The following is a 14,096-nucleotide window of genomic DNA, read 5'->3' as shown; positions in this document are numbered from 1 at the left end:
CTCCGACGCTGTGTCAGCTTCGATTCGGAGGTCATGATGTCCGCCACTTTGATGGACCTGCCGCCCGTTGCCGAATGCTCGGTGGATGGCTGTTCCTACAACCACGATCACGCCTGCAATGCCGCTGCTGTCACCATCGGCGCTGCCGGAAGCGACGCCAACTGTGCCACCTTCATCCCACTGGACATGAAGGGCGGCCTCGACCGCGTCGTCTCCCACGTCGGCGCCTGCCAGCGCGCCGACTGCACCCATAACTCCGCCCTGGAGTGCACCGCCGAAGCGGTCCGGATCGGCCATGGCGCCGACGCCGCCGACTGCCTCACCTACGTCCACGCCTAACTGGCACGAATCCCTCGGCACGAGGCCCAACGGCCAGCCCGACCGGCGATCGGGTGACCGGGCATCGGTGGTGAGGCCGTACGCCGGTTGACGGCTGCCGTCGCGATCGAGAGGTGCGTGGATGTCGTTTCGATCGAGGTGAAACTACATCTGCGCACCTCTCGATCAGCAGATCTCAATGAGTAGCTGCTGCATCGGGATGGATCCATCCCACCGACTCGATCGAGGGTGCAACACCACTCCACAGTGCTTGCAATCGGCGTCGACTACACGAGGATCGTGCCCACCTCGCCGAAACAAGGTGCCCTGCCCCACTGGAACAACTCATAGCTTCGGCGAAGTCCGTGGATGAAGAACGGGTCGGACTCACAGCACTCGACTGCATCCATGCGACATCTCGCCGAGATGATCCAGACTCCACCGACCCACGGAGCATCGCTGTCAGATCGAAGCGCGCCCGCGAGTCGAATGGTCTTCTTCCTCGCGTGAAGATACTCCACATGTGCATCGAACAGGTCAGTGCGGAGCCGTAGTCGGTCTGGGTGATCCTCAAATATCGCGATCCACTGCATCAATGTCGTGCCTTCGCCAGTCGGATCGACAAATGCATCGGCCATCGCCCTCCCTTCCGTGACCACTCCCGATCAACCTACTGGGGAAACTCGGAGGTTCTTGGAGACGCCGTGCCGTACCTCCTCCACCACCTGGAGCACATCGGCCAATAGGTAGGTCGATCGTCTCGGTCAGGTGGAAGCTCAGGTCAGCCGCGAGCGCGCCATCAAGTCCTTGCTGTGCGACATCCGCCGAAAGCCATTGCTCAGTCTGATCCGGGTTCCTCCCCCACGGCACCATCTATCGACTCGCGAAGAAGATCGGCATGGCCGAGATGGCGGGCGTACTCCTCGATCATGTGACAGACGATCCATCGCAGGTTGGGAGATCCAATTCCTTCGTTCCAGGGTGGTCGGCTTGCCGCATCGAGCCCATCACTGGCCACCTGCCGCGCAATCGTCGAACGAGAGCGAGCGACGGAATCCTGCCAAAGTCCGCGCAATTGGTCGGGAGATTCGTTGGTTGCGGGCTGCCAGTCTTCTCCCCACGACTCCGGCGCCTCCCACGGCGGCTGCGGTTCGTCTCCGGTCAGATAGGTCGAGAACCAGTGATACTCAGAGTGAGCCAGGTGCTTGAGTAGCCCGCCGAGGGTGATGGCTGAGGCCCCGACAGTGGCTTGCATGCCTGCGGCGTCGAGGCCATCTGTCTTCCACTCGAAGAGCGCTCGTTGACGCTCCAGGAAGCCGAGTAGGACGGTCGCCTCATCGGCAGTCCCTGGGGGCCACTTCCAAGGCTGGCTCTCCTCAATCACGAAGAGGATGCTCTCCCACCCGCTGGTTCGGCGCAAGGCGCCGCCAATAGGCAGATCACGTCGCGTGTCAGCAAGACGTCGGCCTTCGAAACAGTCGTCGGAGGCGTCAGGCATCTGGCCGGACCCGGCGCAGGACCGGTCGGCACCCTTGGGAGCTTCACTCCCGAAGCACCGAAGGGGGGATACTCACCCGCGCTGCACCGCTCATCGGCCCTCCGGCGCAAGTGAGTGCGTACTCACTGGTGCGCCGTGGTTGCTTCGATCGAATTCAAGCACCACAGCGCACCAGTCGATGAGACCTCAGTAGCGCTCGGCCTTCGCGGATCGCGACATCAGTGAGGTGATCATCTGCGGCGGCGTCTGGGTGCCGTCGATGACCGTCTTCACCGCCTCGACAATCGGCATCTCCACTCCGGCGCGCTGAGCCAGGGCCAGGATCGAGGCGCACGACTTCACACCCTCGGCGACCTGGCGGGTGGAGGCCGCGATCTCGGCCACCGAGTGGCCCCGGCCCAACTGCTCGCCGAAGGTTCGGTTGCGAGACAACGGGGAGTTGCAGGTCGCCACCAGGTCACCCAGCCCCGCCAAGCCCGAGAAGGTGTACGGATCCGCACCGAGCGCGAGCCCGAGGCGGCTCGACTCGGCCAGCCCACGCGTGATCACGGTCGCCGTCGCATTGGCGCCGAGACCGAGCCCGACCGCCATGCCGACCGCGAGCGCGATCACGTTCTTGGTCGCACCGCCGAGCTCACAGCCGATCACGTCGGTGTTGGTGTATGCCCGGAACCGTCTGGTGTGGCAGACCGCCTGCAGCCGCTCCGCAGTCTCCAGCGAGGTGCTGGCCACCACACTGCCGGACGGCTGGCGCTCGGCGATCTCGCGCGCCAGGTTGGGTCCGGTGACCACCGCGACCCGATCCGGCTCGATGCCGGCGACCTGCTCGATGATCTGGCTCGCCCGCAGTCCGGTGCCCAGCTCGATGCCCTTGGCCAGACTGACCACCACAGCATCACCAGGAATCGTCCAGGTCTCCAGGTTGGCTCGCAAGGTCTGGGACGGCACCGCCATCACCACGAACTCGGCACCTTCCATCGCAGCCCGGGGATCCGTGGAGGCGATCACGGTAGGCGCCAGGTCGATGTCGGCGAAGTAGTCGGGATTGCGGTGTTCGGAGTTGATCCCCGCCACCACGGAGTCCCGCCGGGCCCACATCGAGACCTCCTGCCCGGCGTCACTGAGCACCATCGAGAAAGCGGTGCCCCACGACCCGGAACCCATCACTGCCACACGACTCACGTCGGCTCTTCCTTCTCTCTATCTGCCTCCGGCTCCAGCGGTACGGCATCAACCTTTGTCTCAGCAGCCTCGGCGCGACCCTTGGGCTTGCGCGGGTCGTATCGCTGCGCGGGCGGCGGCGCCTGCCGGAGCTCGGCGACCAACGAAGAGATGGCGTCCATGATGCGGTCCGTCGCCTGCACCAGGTTCTGCGACGTCATCGGCTGCCCGCGCAGATCGTCCAGCGGCACCGGCGGCCCGGCGAGCAGCCGTACGGTCTTTCGCGGCAACAGCTTCGGAAAGTGGACCTTCTTGCCCCACATGATCTCCTCCGCACCCCACTGGCCGACCGGGATGACGGGGCAACCCGTGTCGAGGGCGATCCGCGCCGCCCCCGTCCGGCCCTCCATGGGCCACAACTCCGGGTCGTACGTGATCGTCGCCTCCGGATAGATCACCACGGCTCGTCCTTGCTCGAGCGCCTCCCGAGCAGCCCGGATCGCCTGGCTTGCCTGCCGTGAGTTGCGCTGCACCGGTATCTGACCAGCCGAGCGCAGCGCCCAGCCCAACACCGGGATCTTGAACAACGACCCCTTGGCCAGGAACCGTGGCCAGCGGCCGGAATAGGCCAGATAGAGCCCGGCCATGATCGGATCGACATTGGAGATGTGGTTGACGGCGACGATCAGCCCGCCGGTCTGGGGAATGTGTTCCTGACCGCGCCAGTCCTTGTGAATGAAGGGTGAGAACAGCAGGTTGAGCGTCCAGACCGCGCCAATCATCACCGGATCGCCGGGTTCTCGATTCACTTGGCGCAGCCCACGACGAGACCGTGGTCGACGCGCGGGCTTGTCTCCACCCTGCGGCGTCCGAAGCGACTCGGCCACCTGAACCTCCATCTCCGGACGACGTGGCCCCACGCTAGCCGATCGTGACAGCATCAGACGATCATGGACACACCCAGGCCGGAGCGTCGCGTTGCTGCCCTGGTTGCCCTGAAGCCCTTGCCCGCAGCGAAATCCCGGCTCGCGGGTCTGCCGGACGGGCTGCGCCGGCAGCTGGCCAGATGCATGGCGCTCGACACCGTCGCCGCGCTGGCTTCCGCGACGGACGAGGTGCTGGTGATCACCGAGCAACCGGACCTCTCCCCTGCTCTGCTGGCGTGTGGCATCTCGGCGACAGTCATGCCGGATCCGACCCCGCAACCGCAGCCCGAGCGGTCAGCGGCTCATCAGTCAGCAACCGAAGGTGAGGCCTCCCTCAATGCCGCTTTGGCGCACGGGGATCAACTGCTGCGTGCTCAGGGCATCTCGGTCGTGCTGGCCTGCGTCGGAGATCTGCCGGCGTTGCGGACCGAATCGGTACGCCGGATCCTAACGAGCGCGGCGGAGCTGGCGGCCGGAGGGCATCCGCGGTCCTATGTCGCCGACCACTCGGGTCGCGGTACGACGATCCTGGTCGCCCACGGCGTCCCATTGGACCCGAGATTCGGCAGCGGTCAAGCGATGGGTTCGGCCGAGCGTCATCGACGCTCAGGAGCAGCCCCGGTGACGACGACAAGCGTCGACGACGCCCGCTGGGACGTGGACACTCTCGACGATCTCCGCACCGCACTCGGTCTCGGCATCGGACGCGTCACAGCGTCCCTGCTCGATCCGTCGCCACTCGCTCCCGCAACCGGCGCTCTCGGCCGCTATCTCGAGCTCAGCCGCTGATCAGCCCTGCTTCGGCACCTTCTTGGCGCCGGAGACGTACGCCTTCAGATTGGTGCCCGGCCGGAACCGCGCGAGGTACATTGCCTTGGCCTTCTTGCGCTCGCCCGTACGCGGATTGCGCACCACGCGCGCAGGACGATGGATCTTCTCGAAGACACCGAAGCCGGTGATCGTCACCTTCCCGCCGGTCGCGGTCTCATAGGTGATCGTCTCCGTGACGGCGTTCAGCGCGCGAGCTGCCTCGGCCTTGTTGCCGTCGAAATGGTTGGTGGCCAGCACCTCGATGAACTCAGCCTTGTTCACGGGTTTCCTTCCGTGGTGAGGATGTCACAGCCGCATTGCACGCCTGCACCGCCCACGCTAGAGAAAACCGTCCCGGCAGACAATCACCACCGGCACGTGTTCACGCCCAATCGGAGCGGGCCTTGGTCACTGCCGACCCCGCGCTGAACAGCCGCTTCCCACTTCGCACCATTTGCATCCACTGCGCACCAGGTAGGCCCAAGCTGCCAGGATGAACGTGAGACAGGTTGTTCGTCGGAGTGCAGTGAGGAGGGCGGGGATATTGGAGTAGCTGAATCATGATCAGTATCGAGCCCGGGACGACCGCGACGGGCCGGCGAACGTTCCCGATCGCGTACCGGCTGGAGTTCTTGCGTCAGTGGGACCAGTGTCGGGAGCGGGGCGCGAAGACCCGGTTGTTACGGGAGAACAAGCTGACCTCGGCGACGGTGCGTCGTTGGATCGAGGCGCGTCGGCGAGGCGAGTGGGAGGAATCGATGTCCCGAGCGGCCAAGCCCGGCCGAGACGCCGCGGCGGCGAGTGTGGACCGGGCCGAGTTGGCCCGGCTCCGGGTGGAGAACGAGCAGCTGCGTCGGAAAGTGAGTCAGGCCGAGGCCGCCCAGGAGATCTTGGGAAAAGCATTCGAGCTCTTGCAGGGGATCAACCAGAGCTCGTCACCGGACCCGCAGATCCCGCCGGCGTTGATGAGCGCGACCGAGTACGCCGACTGGCTGAAACGGCTCAGACTGTGATGACGGTGACCATCGACGCGTTGACCACCACGGCGGCGGTCACGGTCAGCCGGGCCTGCGCCCTGCTGGGGATGGCCCGGTCCACCTACTATCGGCTCAGCCGCGGCTACCGGCATTACCAGCCGGTGACCGACCCGATCCGACAGGCCGACCGGGTCCAGCCGGCCGCGCTGTCCCAGGCCGAACGCGAGCAGATCATCACGGTGCTGGACCAGCCCGAATACGCCGACCTGTCGGTGGTGCAAACCTATTGGCGGGCCTTCGACACCGGCCTCCTCGCCTGTTCCCAACGGACCTTCTACCGGGTCGCCGCCACGTTGCAGCTCACCGGCGACCGGCGCCGCACCCGGCACGGCGGATCCTCCAGGAAAGCCCCGGCCGTGGCCGCGTCCCGGCCCGACCAGCTGTGGTCCTGGGACGCCACCGAGCTGAAAGGACCCGGCCAACAACGCTACAAACTGATGCTGGTCCTCGATGTCTACTCCCGCTACCCGATCGGCTGGAAGATCGAGACCACCGAGTCCTACCCGCACGCCATCGCCCTGTTCACCACCGCGATCGGCCAGCACCATGTCCCCGAGGTCGTCCACGCCGACAACGGCAGCGTGATGCGCAGCCACGAACTGATCGACACCCTCCACGACCACGGCATCCTCACCTCCCACTCCCGGCCCCGGATCAGCAACGACAACCCGTTCTCCGAATCCATGTTCAAAACCATCAAATACGACCTGAACTGTCCCGACCGGTTCGACGACATCGACCACGCCCGCACCTGGACCGCCGCGTTCCTCCACCGCTACGCCACCGAGCACCGCCACAGCGGCCTGGGCTACTACACCCCGACCGCGGTCTACCACCACACCGCCACCACCGACCAGGACCGACGCCAAGCCCACCTCGACCAGTACTGGCGCCACCACCCCGAACGGTTCCACCACCACCCACAAGCCACCACCATCACACCCACAGGAATCAACACCCACCTGCTGTCTCAGACAGGTTGACAAATTCCGTAGGCGTGGTGCGCGGTAGCACGAAATGGTGCGAAGTCGGGCTTGGGTGGGTCGCAGGGATGTTTGGGCGCCGCTCATCACCCGGGACCGGCGCTACCGGTGACCGTCAGGAACTGCTGGCGACCTTGGCCGGCAGCGTCTTCGGCTTGAAGGACGGCCGAGCCGCCTCGTAGGCGTCGATCGCGTCGACCTGCCGCAGGGTCAGGCCGATGTCATCGAGACCCTCGAGCAGCCGCCACTTGGTGTAGCCGTCGATCTCGAAGTCGGCCGAGAAGCCTTCGGCGGTGATCGTCTGCTCCGCCAGGTCGACGGTCAGCGGACGGTCCGGATGATCCTCGATGAAGTTCCACAGCTCCTCGATGATCTTCTGATCGACCAGGGCGACCAGCAGACCAGCCTTGCCGGAGTTGCTGCGGAAGATATCGCCGAAGCGGGAGCCGATGACAACCCGGAACCCGTAGTTCTGCAGTGCCCAGACGGCATGCTCGCGGGACGAGCCGGTGCCGAAGTCGGGGCCGGGCACCAGGATGGTGGCGTCGGCGTACTGCGGCTGGTTGAGGACGAACTCGGGATCTTTCCGCCAAGCGGCGAACAGGCCGTCCTCGAAGCCGGTCTTGGTCACCCGCTTGAGGTAGACGGCGGGGATGATCTGGTCGGTGTCGACATTGCTGCGCCGCAGCGGCAGCGCGGTGCCGGTGTGGCTGCTGAACTTCTCCATGCTGGGTGGCTCCTGGAATTCTCGGAGAGCGGGGGTGGGAGGCGGGGCAAAGAAAGCGTGGGGTGGGAGGCGGGCAATAAGACCGTGGGTCGTGAGGCGGCGGGCTCAGAGATCGGCGGGCGAGCTCAGCGTGCCGCGTACGGCGGTGGCAGCCGCTACCAGCGGCGACACCAGGTGGGTCCGCCCACCCTTGCCCTGCCGGCCTTCGAAGTTGCGGTTGGAGGTCGACGCCGACCGCTCACCGGGAGCGAGCTGGTCGGGGTTCATGCCCAGGCACATCGAGCAGCCAGCCGCGCGCCACTCGGCCCCGGCCTCCTTGAAGACGATGTCCAGCCCCTCGTCCTCGGCCTGCAGCCGGACCCGGGCCGAACCCGGCACCACCAGCATCCGAACGCTGTCGGCGATCTTGTGGCCCTTGATCACCGCGGCCGCGGCCCGCAGGTCCTCGATCCGGCCGTTGGTGCAGGAGCCCAGGAAGATCGTGTCCACGGCGATCTCGCGCATCGGCGTACCGGCCTTCAGGGCCATGTACTCCAACGCCTTCGTGGCAGCGACCCGGTCGGTCGCGTCCGGGAACTCCTCCGGGTCGGGCACCCGCGCGCTCAGCGGCACGCCTTGGCCGGGATTGGTGCCCCAGGTGACGAACGGCGACAGCTGGGTGGCGTCGATGTCCACCTCGACGTCGAACTCGGCGCCCGCGTCGGTGTGCAGCGTCTTCCAGTATTCGACAGCGGCGTCCCAGTCCGCACCCTCGGGAGCGTGCGGGCGGCCCTGCACGTACGCGAAGGTGGTCTCATCCGGCGCCATCAGACCGGCCTTGGCACCCCACTCGATGCTCATATTGCAGATCGTCATCCGGCCCTCCATGGAGAGCGCCCGAATGGCCGAGCCGCGGTATTCCACGATGTGGCCCTGGCCACCGCCGGTGCCGACCTTGGCGATCAGCGCGAGCACGATGTCCTTGGCGGTGACGCCCGGCGGTAGTTCGCCCTCGACGTTGACCGCCATGGTCTTCGGCTTGGCCTGCGGCAGGGTCTGGGTGGCCAGCACGTGCTCGACCTCGGAGGTGCCGATGCCGAACGCGATCGAGCCGAATGCGCCGTGGGTGGAGGTGTGCGAGTCGCCGCAGACCACGGTCATGCCTGGCTGGGTCAGCCCCAACTGCGGGCCGATGATGTGCACGATGCCCTGGTCGAGATCACCCAGGCTGTGGATCCGGACGCCGAACTCCTTGGCGTTCTTGCGCAGCGTGTCGACCTGGGTACGAGAGACCGGATCGGCGATCGGCGCGTTGATGTTGAGGGTCGGGGTGTTGTGATCCTCGGTCGCCATCGTCAGGTCGGGGCGGCGGACCGGGCGGCCGGCCTGGCGCAGTCCGTCGAAGGCCTGCGGGCTGGTCACCTCGTGCACCAGGTGCAGGTCGATGTAGAGGAGATCAGGCTCTCCGGCGGCCGAGCGCACGACGTGTGCGTCCCAGATCTTCTCGCTCAGTGTCCTTGGCGTCGCCATCGTGGCGTCATCTCCTCAGTACTGTCTAGTTTCGGGCTGGTCTTGCCCTGGTCTGTTGTTTCCTGTCCGCGAGAGACAGGCGGGGGTCAATGCACATGTTTCGACCGCTGGGAAGCCTTCCGATTTGCGTTCCAGCATCCGAGACGGCAGTATCAAGGCATGGACAACTCTAGCGGTGTCGGCGTCCTGGACAAAGCCGCCCTTGTGCTCAGCGCACTCGAGACCGGACCGACCACCTTGGCCGGCCTGGTCTCCTCGACCGGACTCGCCCGGCCGACCGCCCACCGGCTGGCCGTGGCGCTAGAGCACCACCGGCTGGTCAGCCGCGATCTGCAGGGTCGGTTCATCCTCGGACCGCGGCTTGGTGAGCTTGCCTCCGCCGCCGGCGAGGACCGGTTGCTGGCCACGGCCGGCCCCGTGCTGGCCCGGTTGCGCGACATCACCGGAGAGTCCGCCCAGATGTTCCGCCGACAAGGCGACGTACGCGTCTGCGTGGCTACCGCTGAGCGGATGTCCGGTCTGCGCGACACCGTCCCGGTCGGCACCCAGCTCACCATGAACGCCGGCTCCGCCGCCCAGGTGCTGCTGGCCTGGGAGGAGCCCGAGCGACTCCAGCGTGGCCTGCGAGGCAGCCGCTATTCCGCGGTGGCCTTGGCTGCGGTACGCCGTCGCGGCTGGGCACACTCGGTCGGCGAGCGGGAGCCCGGCGTCGCCTCGGTGTCCGCGCCGGTTCGGTCCCCATCCGGCAAGGTGATCGCCGCCGTCAGCGTCTCGGGGCCGATCGAGCGCCTGTCGCGGCAACCCGGCCGGCTGCACGCCCCCGCCGTGATCGCTGCGGCCGAACGGCTCAGTGAGGTGCTTCGCCGCAACGGCGGCGAGTGAGGGTGTAGTCGGCAACTCGCCACTCCGCTGCGAGCTGCGGGGTGCCAGTGAAAGACTGGGCTGCGATGAGCACCGTCGACGAGATGCACCGCCCGGCCAGGATCGATCTGGCGATCATGCGCTGGCGCGCCGCCCGAGCGGTCCGCCAGGGAGATCGTCCGGCCGTCCTCGCGTACAACTGCTACGGCTCCCCTCGCTGGGTACGGCTCCTGTGCCGGGTGGTCTACTCCAAGGAGGGCATGATCTTCGGTGATCCGACCGGATCACGCGGCTGGCGCTCCTTCACCGCTGTGCCGGTGGAGAACGGCGAGGTCGAGATCAAGCTCGACGGGATCACCCACACCGTGGTGGCCGACCACAGCGGCGTCGTCGACGTGGTGATCGAGCAGGACATCGCCCCCGGGCGGCATACCGTCACGATGACCGCGCCAGGCTCGCTCCCGGCAGCGGCCGACGTCTTCATCATCGGTGACGACGAGCGGTTCGGCATCATCTCCGACATCGACGACACCGTGATGGTGACCGCCCTGCCCCGGCCGTTGCTGGCCGCCTGGCACACCTTCGTAGTGAACGAGCACGCCCGGGCCGCCACGCCGGGGATGCCGGTGCTGTACGAGCGACTTTCCACCAGTCACGATGCGCCGCCGGTGTTCTATCTGTCCACCGGCGCCTGGAACGCGGCGCCCACCCTGACCCGCTTCCTGTCCAGCAACCTCTATCCGCCTGGTCCGCTGCTGCTCACCGACTGGGGCCCGACCAAGGATCGCTGGTTCCGCAGCGGCAAGGAGCACAAGCGGGCCAACCTGAGCCGCTGGGTCACCGAGTTCCCGCAGATCAGGTGGCTGCTGTTCGGCGACGATGGGCAGCACGACGAGATGCTCTATCGCGAGTTCGCCGATGCCCACCCAGACCACGTGGTCGCGATCTGCATCCGTCAGCTGACCCCTGGCGAGGCCGTACTGGCCGGCAGTTCCCGCCGCGACTCGCCGAGCCACGTCGGCAGTCAGGTGCCCTGGCTCTATGCGTACGACGGTGCCGGCCTGGGGCGTCAACTGGAGCAGCTGGGACTCCTGAGGGACGTCTAGGAGCCTGCTGCCGCGGCACGCCGCCCACGTACGTCTCGCGCCGGCGGGCCAAAAGACGACCGCTGACCGAGCGGGGATCGTGTACGTCTTGTGCCGCCGGGCCGCAGATGACCGCGGGCATGGCCCGGCCGCCGCCTAGCCCGCTCGCGAAGGAGAATTCGGGCGCGCCCTCGATCTGCGATATGAGACACCAGCATCAGGCGCCTTCCGTACTCCCAGATCGTGCCGTTTGGCACTACCGTGTTACGTAGCGTTCACCCATAGTTCATCTTCCCAACTGTGGCGCCTCCCGGCGTAGTGAACCGGACTGAAAGAGGTGGCGCGTGCTGCGGTATTTCTTGGATCAACGGCGGGAGCGCTGGGGCGGTTCACTGTGGCTCATGCCGCTGATCACAACGCTCGCTGCCCTGGCTCTGGGCCTGGCACTCGACAACGAGTCGGAGCGTGTCGACGAACTGCTCAGCCCGGTGCTGTTCCACGGAGGTGCGGAGGAGGCCCGTCGCGTCCTGATCACGGTCGCCACGGCCACGATCGGTGTGTTCGCGGTGGTCGTCGGACTCACCCTGGTAGCGCTCCAGATCGCCGCGAATCGCTATTCCCCTCGACTGGTCCGCACGATCCTGCGGGACAAGCCCACCCAGTTCGTGCTCGGTCTGTTCATCGCCACGTTCGCCTACAACGCCGCCGGTCTCTACACAGTCGGCACCTCCGGCAACGACCAGGACTATCCACGGCTGGCGGTCACCGTCGGGTTGGTGCTGTTGTTCATCTGTATCGCGGCCCTGGTGTACTACGTGGACCGTGTCGCCCACACGATCCAGATCCACTCGATCCTGAAGCGGGTGAGCGCCGACGCCCGGAAGGCCGTGCAGCGGCGGCCCGCCGGCATCGGCCGCGAAGCCGGGCAGATTCCGGTCGGTGACCCCCGATACGAACCGCCACCCAACGCCATCAGGATCGTGGCCGAGCAGTCAGGGCACATCCAACGGCTTCGAACGGCCGACCTGGTCCATACTGCGGATGCACAGAAGGTGACCATCAAGATGGTCCCGGGCATCGGCAGTCATGTGGTGTGCGGAAGCACGCTGGCGTGGGCCTGGTCCCCGACCGATGGTGCAACTCCGGCCCAGGTCCAAACCCCGGCCCAGATCAACTCGCTGGGCAAGGCCATCAACCGCGCGGCAACGATCGGACGCGCTCGCAGCGGCTACGGCGATGTCGCCCTCAGCGCCAGCGAGATGGTCGACATCGCGCTGGTGTCGTTGCATATCTTCGACTATCACACCGTCGAGCAGTCCGCGGCCGAGCTGACTATCCTGCTCAGCCGAATCGCCGGTCTCCCGTTGGGTGACGAGGTCTTCTCCTCCGGCTCCGGCACCGGACACGTGGTAGTGCCCGCGCCGTACTTCAGCGACTACCTCGAGCTTGCCTGCGGCGAGATCCGTCGCAAGGGGTCATCGGAGCCGGTGGTGCTCTTGGCGCTGGTTCGACTGCTGCGCATGGTGGGCGTCATCGCCGGATCGGAACGACTCGACGCGGTGTATCAGCAGTTCGATCTCGTCCGTTCCAGCGCGGAGCGCTCGATCTCCGAGAAGCACGACCTCCAGCGGGTGCTCGACGGAATCGACGAAGCACGGCGCGCGATCCAGCGGGCCAAGCATGCCGCGTACACCACCGATCCGGATCAGGTCCTGCTGCACGTCTGATCGACGATCGGCACTCGATCAGATCTGATCAGACTCAGCATTCGATCACTTCTGGTCGCAGATCAGCACTCGATGACATTGACGGCGAGGCCGCCGCGTGAGGTCTCCTTGTATTTGATCTTCATGTCGGCGCCGGTCTCGCGCATCGTCTTGATCGCCTTGTCCAGCGAGACCTTGTGACTGCCGTCGCCATACAGGGCGATCCGGGCGGCGTTGATGGCCTTGTTGCTGGCGATCGCATTCCGCTCGATGCACGGAATCTGCACCAAGCCGCCGACCGGGTCGCAGGTCAGGCCGAGGTTGTGCTCGATGCCGATCTCGGCGGCGTTCTCCACCTGCGCCGGACTGCCGCCGAAGATCTCGCACAGACCGCCGGCAGCCATCGCGCAGGCTGATCCGACCTCGCCCTGGCAGCCGACCTCGGCGCCGGAGATCGAGGCATTCTCCTTGAACAGAATCCCGATCGCGGCGGCGGTCAACAAGAACCGGACGACGCCGTCCTCGTTGGCTCCGGGTACGAACATGTCGTAGTAGTGCAGCACTGCGGGCACGATGCCGGCCGCCCCGTTGGTCGGTGCGGTGACGACTCGGCCACCAGAGGCGTTCTCCTCGTTGACCGCCAGCGCGAACAGGTTCACCCAGTCCATCGCTCGGATGGGATCGGTCTGATCTCCCGCGCTCTCCAGGCTGCGGAGCAGCCTCGGCGCACGCCGAGGCACACGCAGACCGCCCGGCAGCACTGGGTCGGTTCGGGTGCAGCCGTTGTGGACGCACTCCTTCATCACTGCCCAGATGTGCAGCAACTCGGTACGCAACTGCTCCTCGGTCCGCCAGGACAGCTCGTTGGCCAGCATCACATCGCTGATCCGCAGCCCCTCCCGGTGGCAGATCTCCAGCAGCTCCACGCCCGAGTTGAACGGATAGCGAACCGGGGTGGCGTCCTCGACGATCTTGTCGACACCGACCGCATGCTCGTCGACGACGAAGCCACCGCCGACCGAGTAGTAGGTGCTCTCGCGCAGCGGGTCTCCGTCGCCCGAGAACGCCCGGAACATCATTCCGTTGGGATGGGCAGGCAGACTCCGGCGCCGGTGCATGATCACGTCGTCGGCCCGAGAGAAAGCGACGGCGTGCCCGCCGGCTAACACGAGCCGACCAGTCTCGGATGCCTCTACCACCCGCTGATCGGCGGTGTCCGTATCGATCGTTTCGGGTCGGTTGCCCTGCAGCCCGAGGATCACGGCCTTGTCCGAGCCGTGACCGTGACCGGTGGCGCCGAGCGAGCCGAACAGCTCGGCCTGGACCCGCTGGACCTGGTCCAGCAGACCGTCGTGGGCCAGCCCCTCGGCGAACAGCGCAGCGGCTCGCATCGGGCCGACCGTGTGTGACGACGACGGCCCGATGCCGACCGAGAACATGTCCAAAGCGCTGAGGGCCATCAGACCTCCAATGCC

At 66.5% G+C, this 14,096-nt stretch carries 15 protein-coding genes; 7 read left to right on the top strand and 8 right to left on the bottom strand.

Annotation, left to right across the window (positions count from 1 at the left end):
• Window positions 1-36 precede the first annotated feature (36 nt).
• The gene (locus MLP_RS10135) at window positions 37-339 is read left to right on the top strand and encodes a DUF1540 domain-containing protein (protein WP_013862982.1); all 303 of its coding nucleotides are present in this window, start codon (window positions 37-39) and stop codon (window positions 337-339) included.
• A gap of 266 nt (window positions 340-605) precedes the next feature.
• Here MLP_RS10135 and MLP_RS10130 read toward each other — a convergent pair whose 3' ends face one another.
• From MLP_RS10130 to MLP_RS10115, 4 genes are all read right to left on the bottom strand, one after another.
• Entirely contained in the window at window positions 606-956 is a 351-nt protein-coding gene (locus MLP_RS10130; RefSeq protein WP_013862980.1) for a YciI family protein, read from the bottom strand.
• 200 nt (window positions 957-1,156) lie between these two features.
• Window positions 1,157-1,816 carry a DinB family protein gene (locus MLP_RS10125; protein WP_156821110.1) on the bottom strand — a complete coding sequence of 220 codons (660 nt, stop codon included), beginning with the start codon at window positions 1,814-1,816 and terminating at the stop codon, window positions 1,157-1,159.
• A 186-nt stretch (window positions 1,817-2,002) separates the two neighbouring features.
• Entirely contained in the window at window positions 2,003-2,998 is a 996-nt protein-coding gene (locus tag MLP_RS10120) for an NAD(P)H-dependent glycerol-3-phosphate dehydrogenase (RefSeq protein ID WP_013862977.1), read from the bottom strand.
• Window positions 2,995-3,786 carry a lysophospholipid acyltransferase family protein gene (locus MLP_RS10115; protein WP_049804512.1) on the bottom strand — a complete coding sequence of 264 codons (792 nt, stop codon included), beginning with the start codon at window positions 3,784-3,786 and terminating at the stop codon, window positions 2,995-2,997. The genes MLP_RS10120 and MLP_RS10115 overlap by 4 nt, the downstream gene beginning before the upstream one ends.
• Window positions 3,787-3,927: 141 nt before the next feature.
• Here MLP_RS10115 and cofC point away from each other — a divergent pair, with 141 nt between their 5' ends.
• On the top strand, window positions 3,928-4,692 hold the full coding sequence (gene cofC / locus MLP_RS10110) for a 2-phospho-L-lactate guanylyltransferase (RefSeq protein WP_013862975.1): 765 nt from the start codon (window positions 3,928-3,930) through the stop codon (window positions 4,690-4,692).
• Here cofC and MLP_RS10105 read toward each other — a convergent pair whose 3' ends face one another.
• Window positions 4,693-4,995: an HU family DNA-binding protein gene (locus MLP_RS10105; RefSeq protein ID WP_013862974.1), complete on the bottom strand. Its 303-nt coding sequence runs from the start codon at window positions 4,993-4,995 to the stop codon at window positions 4,693-4,695.
• A 278-nt stretch (window positions 4,996-5,273) separates the two neighbouring features.
• Between MLP_RS10105 and MLP_RS10100 the strand changes: the two genes are divergently transcribed.
• Window positions 5,274-5,726, top strand: a complete 453-nt coding sequence (locus MLP_RS10100) for a hypothetical protein (RefSeq protein ID WP_013862973.1) — start codon at window positions 5,274-5,276, stop codon at window positions 5,724-5,726.
• Window positions 5,726-6,733 carry an IS3 family transposase gene (locus MLP_RS10095; protein ID WP_041789938.1) on the top strand — a complete coding sequence of 336 codons (1,008 nt, stop codon included), beginning with the start codon at window positions 5,726-5,728 and terminating at the stop codon, window positions 6,731-6,733. The genes MLP_RS10100 and MLP_RS10095 overlap by 1 nt, the downstream gene beginning before the upstream one ends.
• A 115-nt stretch (window positions 6,734-6,848) precedes the next feature.
• Here MLP_RS10095 and leuD read toward each other — a convergent pair whose 3' ends face one another.
• Together leuD and leuC are read right to left on the bottom strand one after the other, a co-directional pair.
• Window positions 6,849-7,460, bottom strand: coding sequence for a 3-isopropylmalate dehydratase small subunit (gene leuD, locus MLP_RS10090; RefSeq protein ID WP_013862971.1), 612 nt, complete (start codon window positions 7,458-7,460; stop codon window positions 6,849-6,851).
• Window positions 7,461-7,565: 105 nt separating this feature from the next.
• The gene (leuC, locus tag MLP_RS10085) at window positions 7,566-8,969 is read right to left on the bottom strand and encodes a 3-isopropylmalate dehydratase large subunit (RefSeq protein WP_013862970.1); all 1,404 of its coding nucleotides are present in this window, start codon (window positions 8,967-8,969) and stop codon (window positions 7,566-7,568) included.
• 159 nt (window positions 8,970-9,128) lie between these two features.
• On the opposite strand from leuC, the gene MLP_RS10080 reads away from it, so the two are divergent.
• From MLP_RS10080 to MLP_RS10070, 3 genes are all read left to right on the top strand, one after another.
• The gene (locus MLP_RS10080) at window positions 9,129-9,851 is read left to right on the top strand and encodes an IclR family transcriptional regulator (RefSeq protein WP_013862969.1); all 723 of its coding nucleotides are present in this window, start codon (window positions 9,129-9,131) and stop codon (window positions 9,849-9,851) included.
• A 65-nt stretch (window positions 9,852-9,916) separates the two neighbouring features.
• Window positions 9,917-10,936 carry an App1 family protein gene (locus MLP_RS10075; protein WP_041789937.1) on the top strand — a complete coding sequence of 340 codons (1,020 nt, stop codon included), beginning with the start codon at window positions 9,917-9,919 and terminating at the stop codon, window positions 10,934-10,936.
• 380 nt (window positions 10,937-11,316) lie between these two features.
• Window positions 11,317-12,642: a DUF2254 domain-containing protein gene (locus MLP_RS10070; RefSeq protein WP_156821109.1), complete on the top strand. Its 1,326-nt coding sequence runs from the start codon at window positions 11,317-11,319 to the stop codon at window positions 12,640-12,642.
• 62 nt (window positions 12,643-12,704) lie between these two features.
• Here MLP_RS10070 and MLP_RS10065 read toward each other — a convergent pair whose 3' ends face one another.
• Complete coding sequence (locus MLP_RS10065) at window positions 12,705-14,081, bottom strand: L-serine ammonia-lyase (protein ID WP_013862966.1); 1,377 nt, start codon at window positions 14,079-14,081, stop codon at window positions 12,705-12,707.
• Window positions 14,082-14,096 lie beyond the last annotated feature (15 nt).

Origin of the sequence: Microlunatus phosphovorus NM-1, assembly GCF_000270245.1 — a bacterium.
GTDB lineage: Bacteria > Actinomycetota > Actinomycetes > Propionibacteriales > Propionibacteriaceae > Microlunatus > Microlunatus phosphovorus.
The sequence above is the reverse complement of the archived record's forward strand: the minus strand, read 5'-3'. Positions and strand labels throughout refer to the sequence as shown.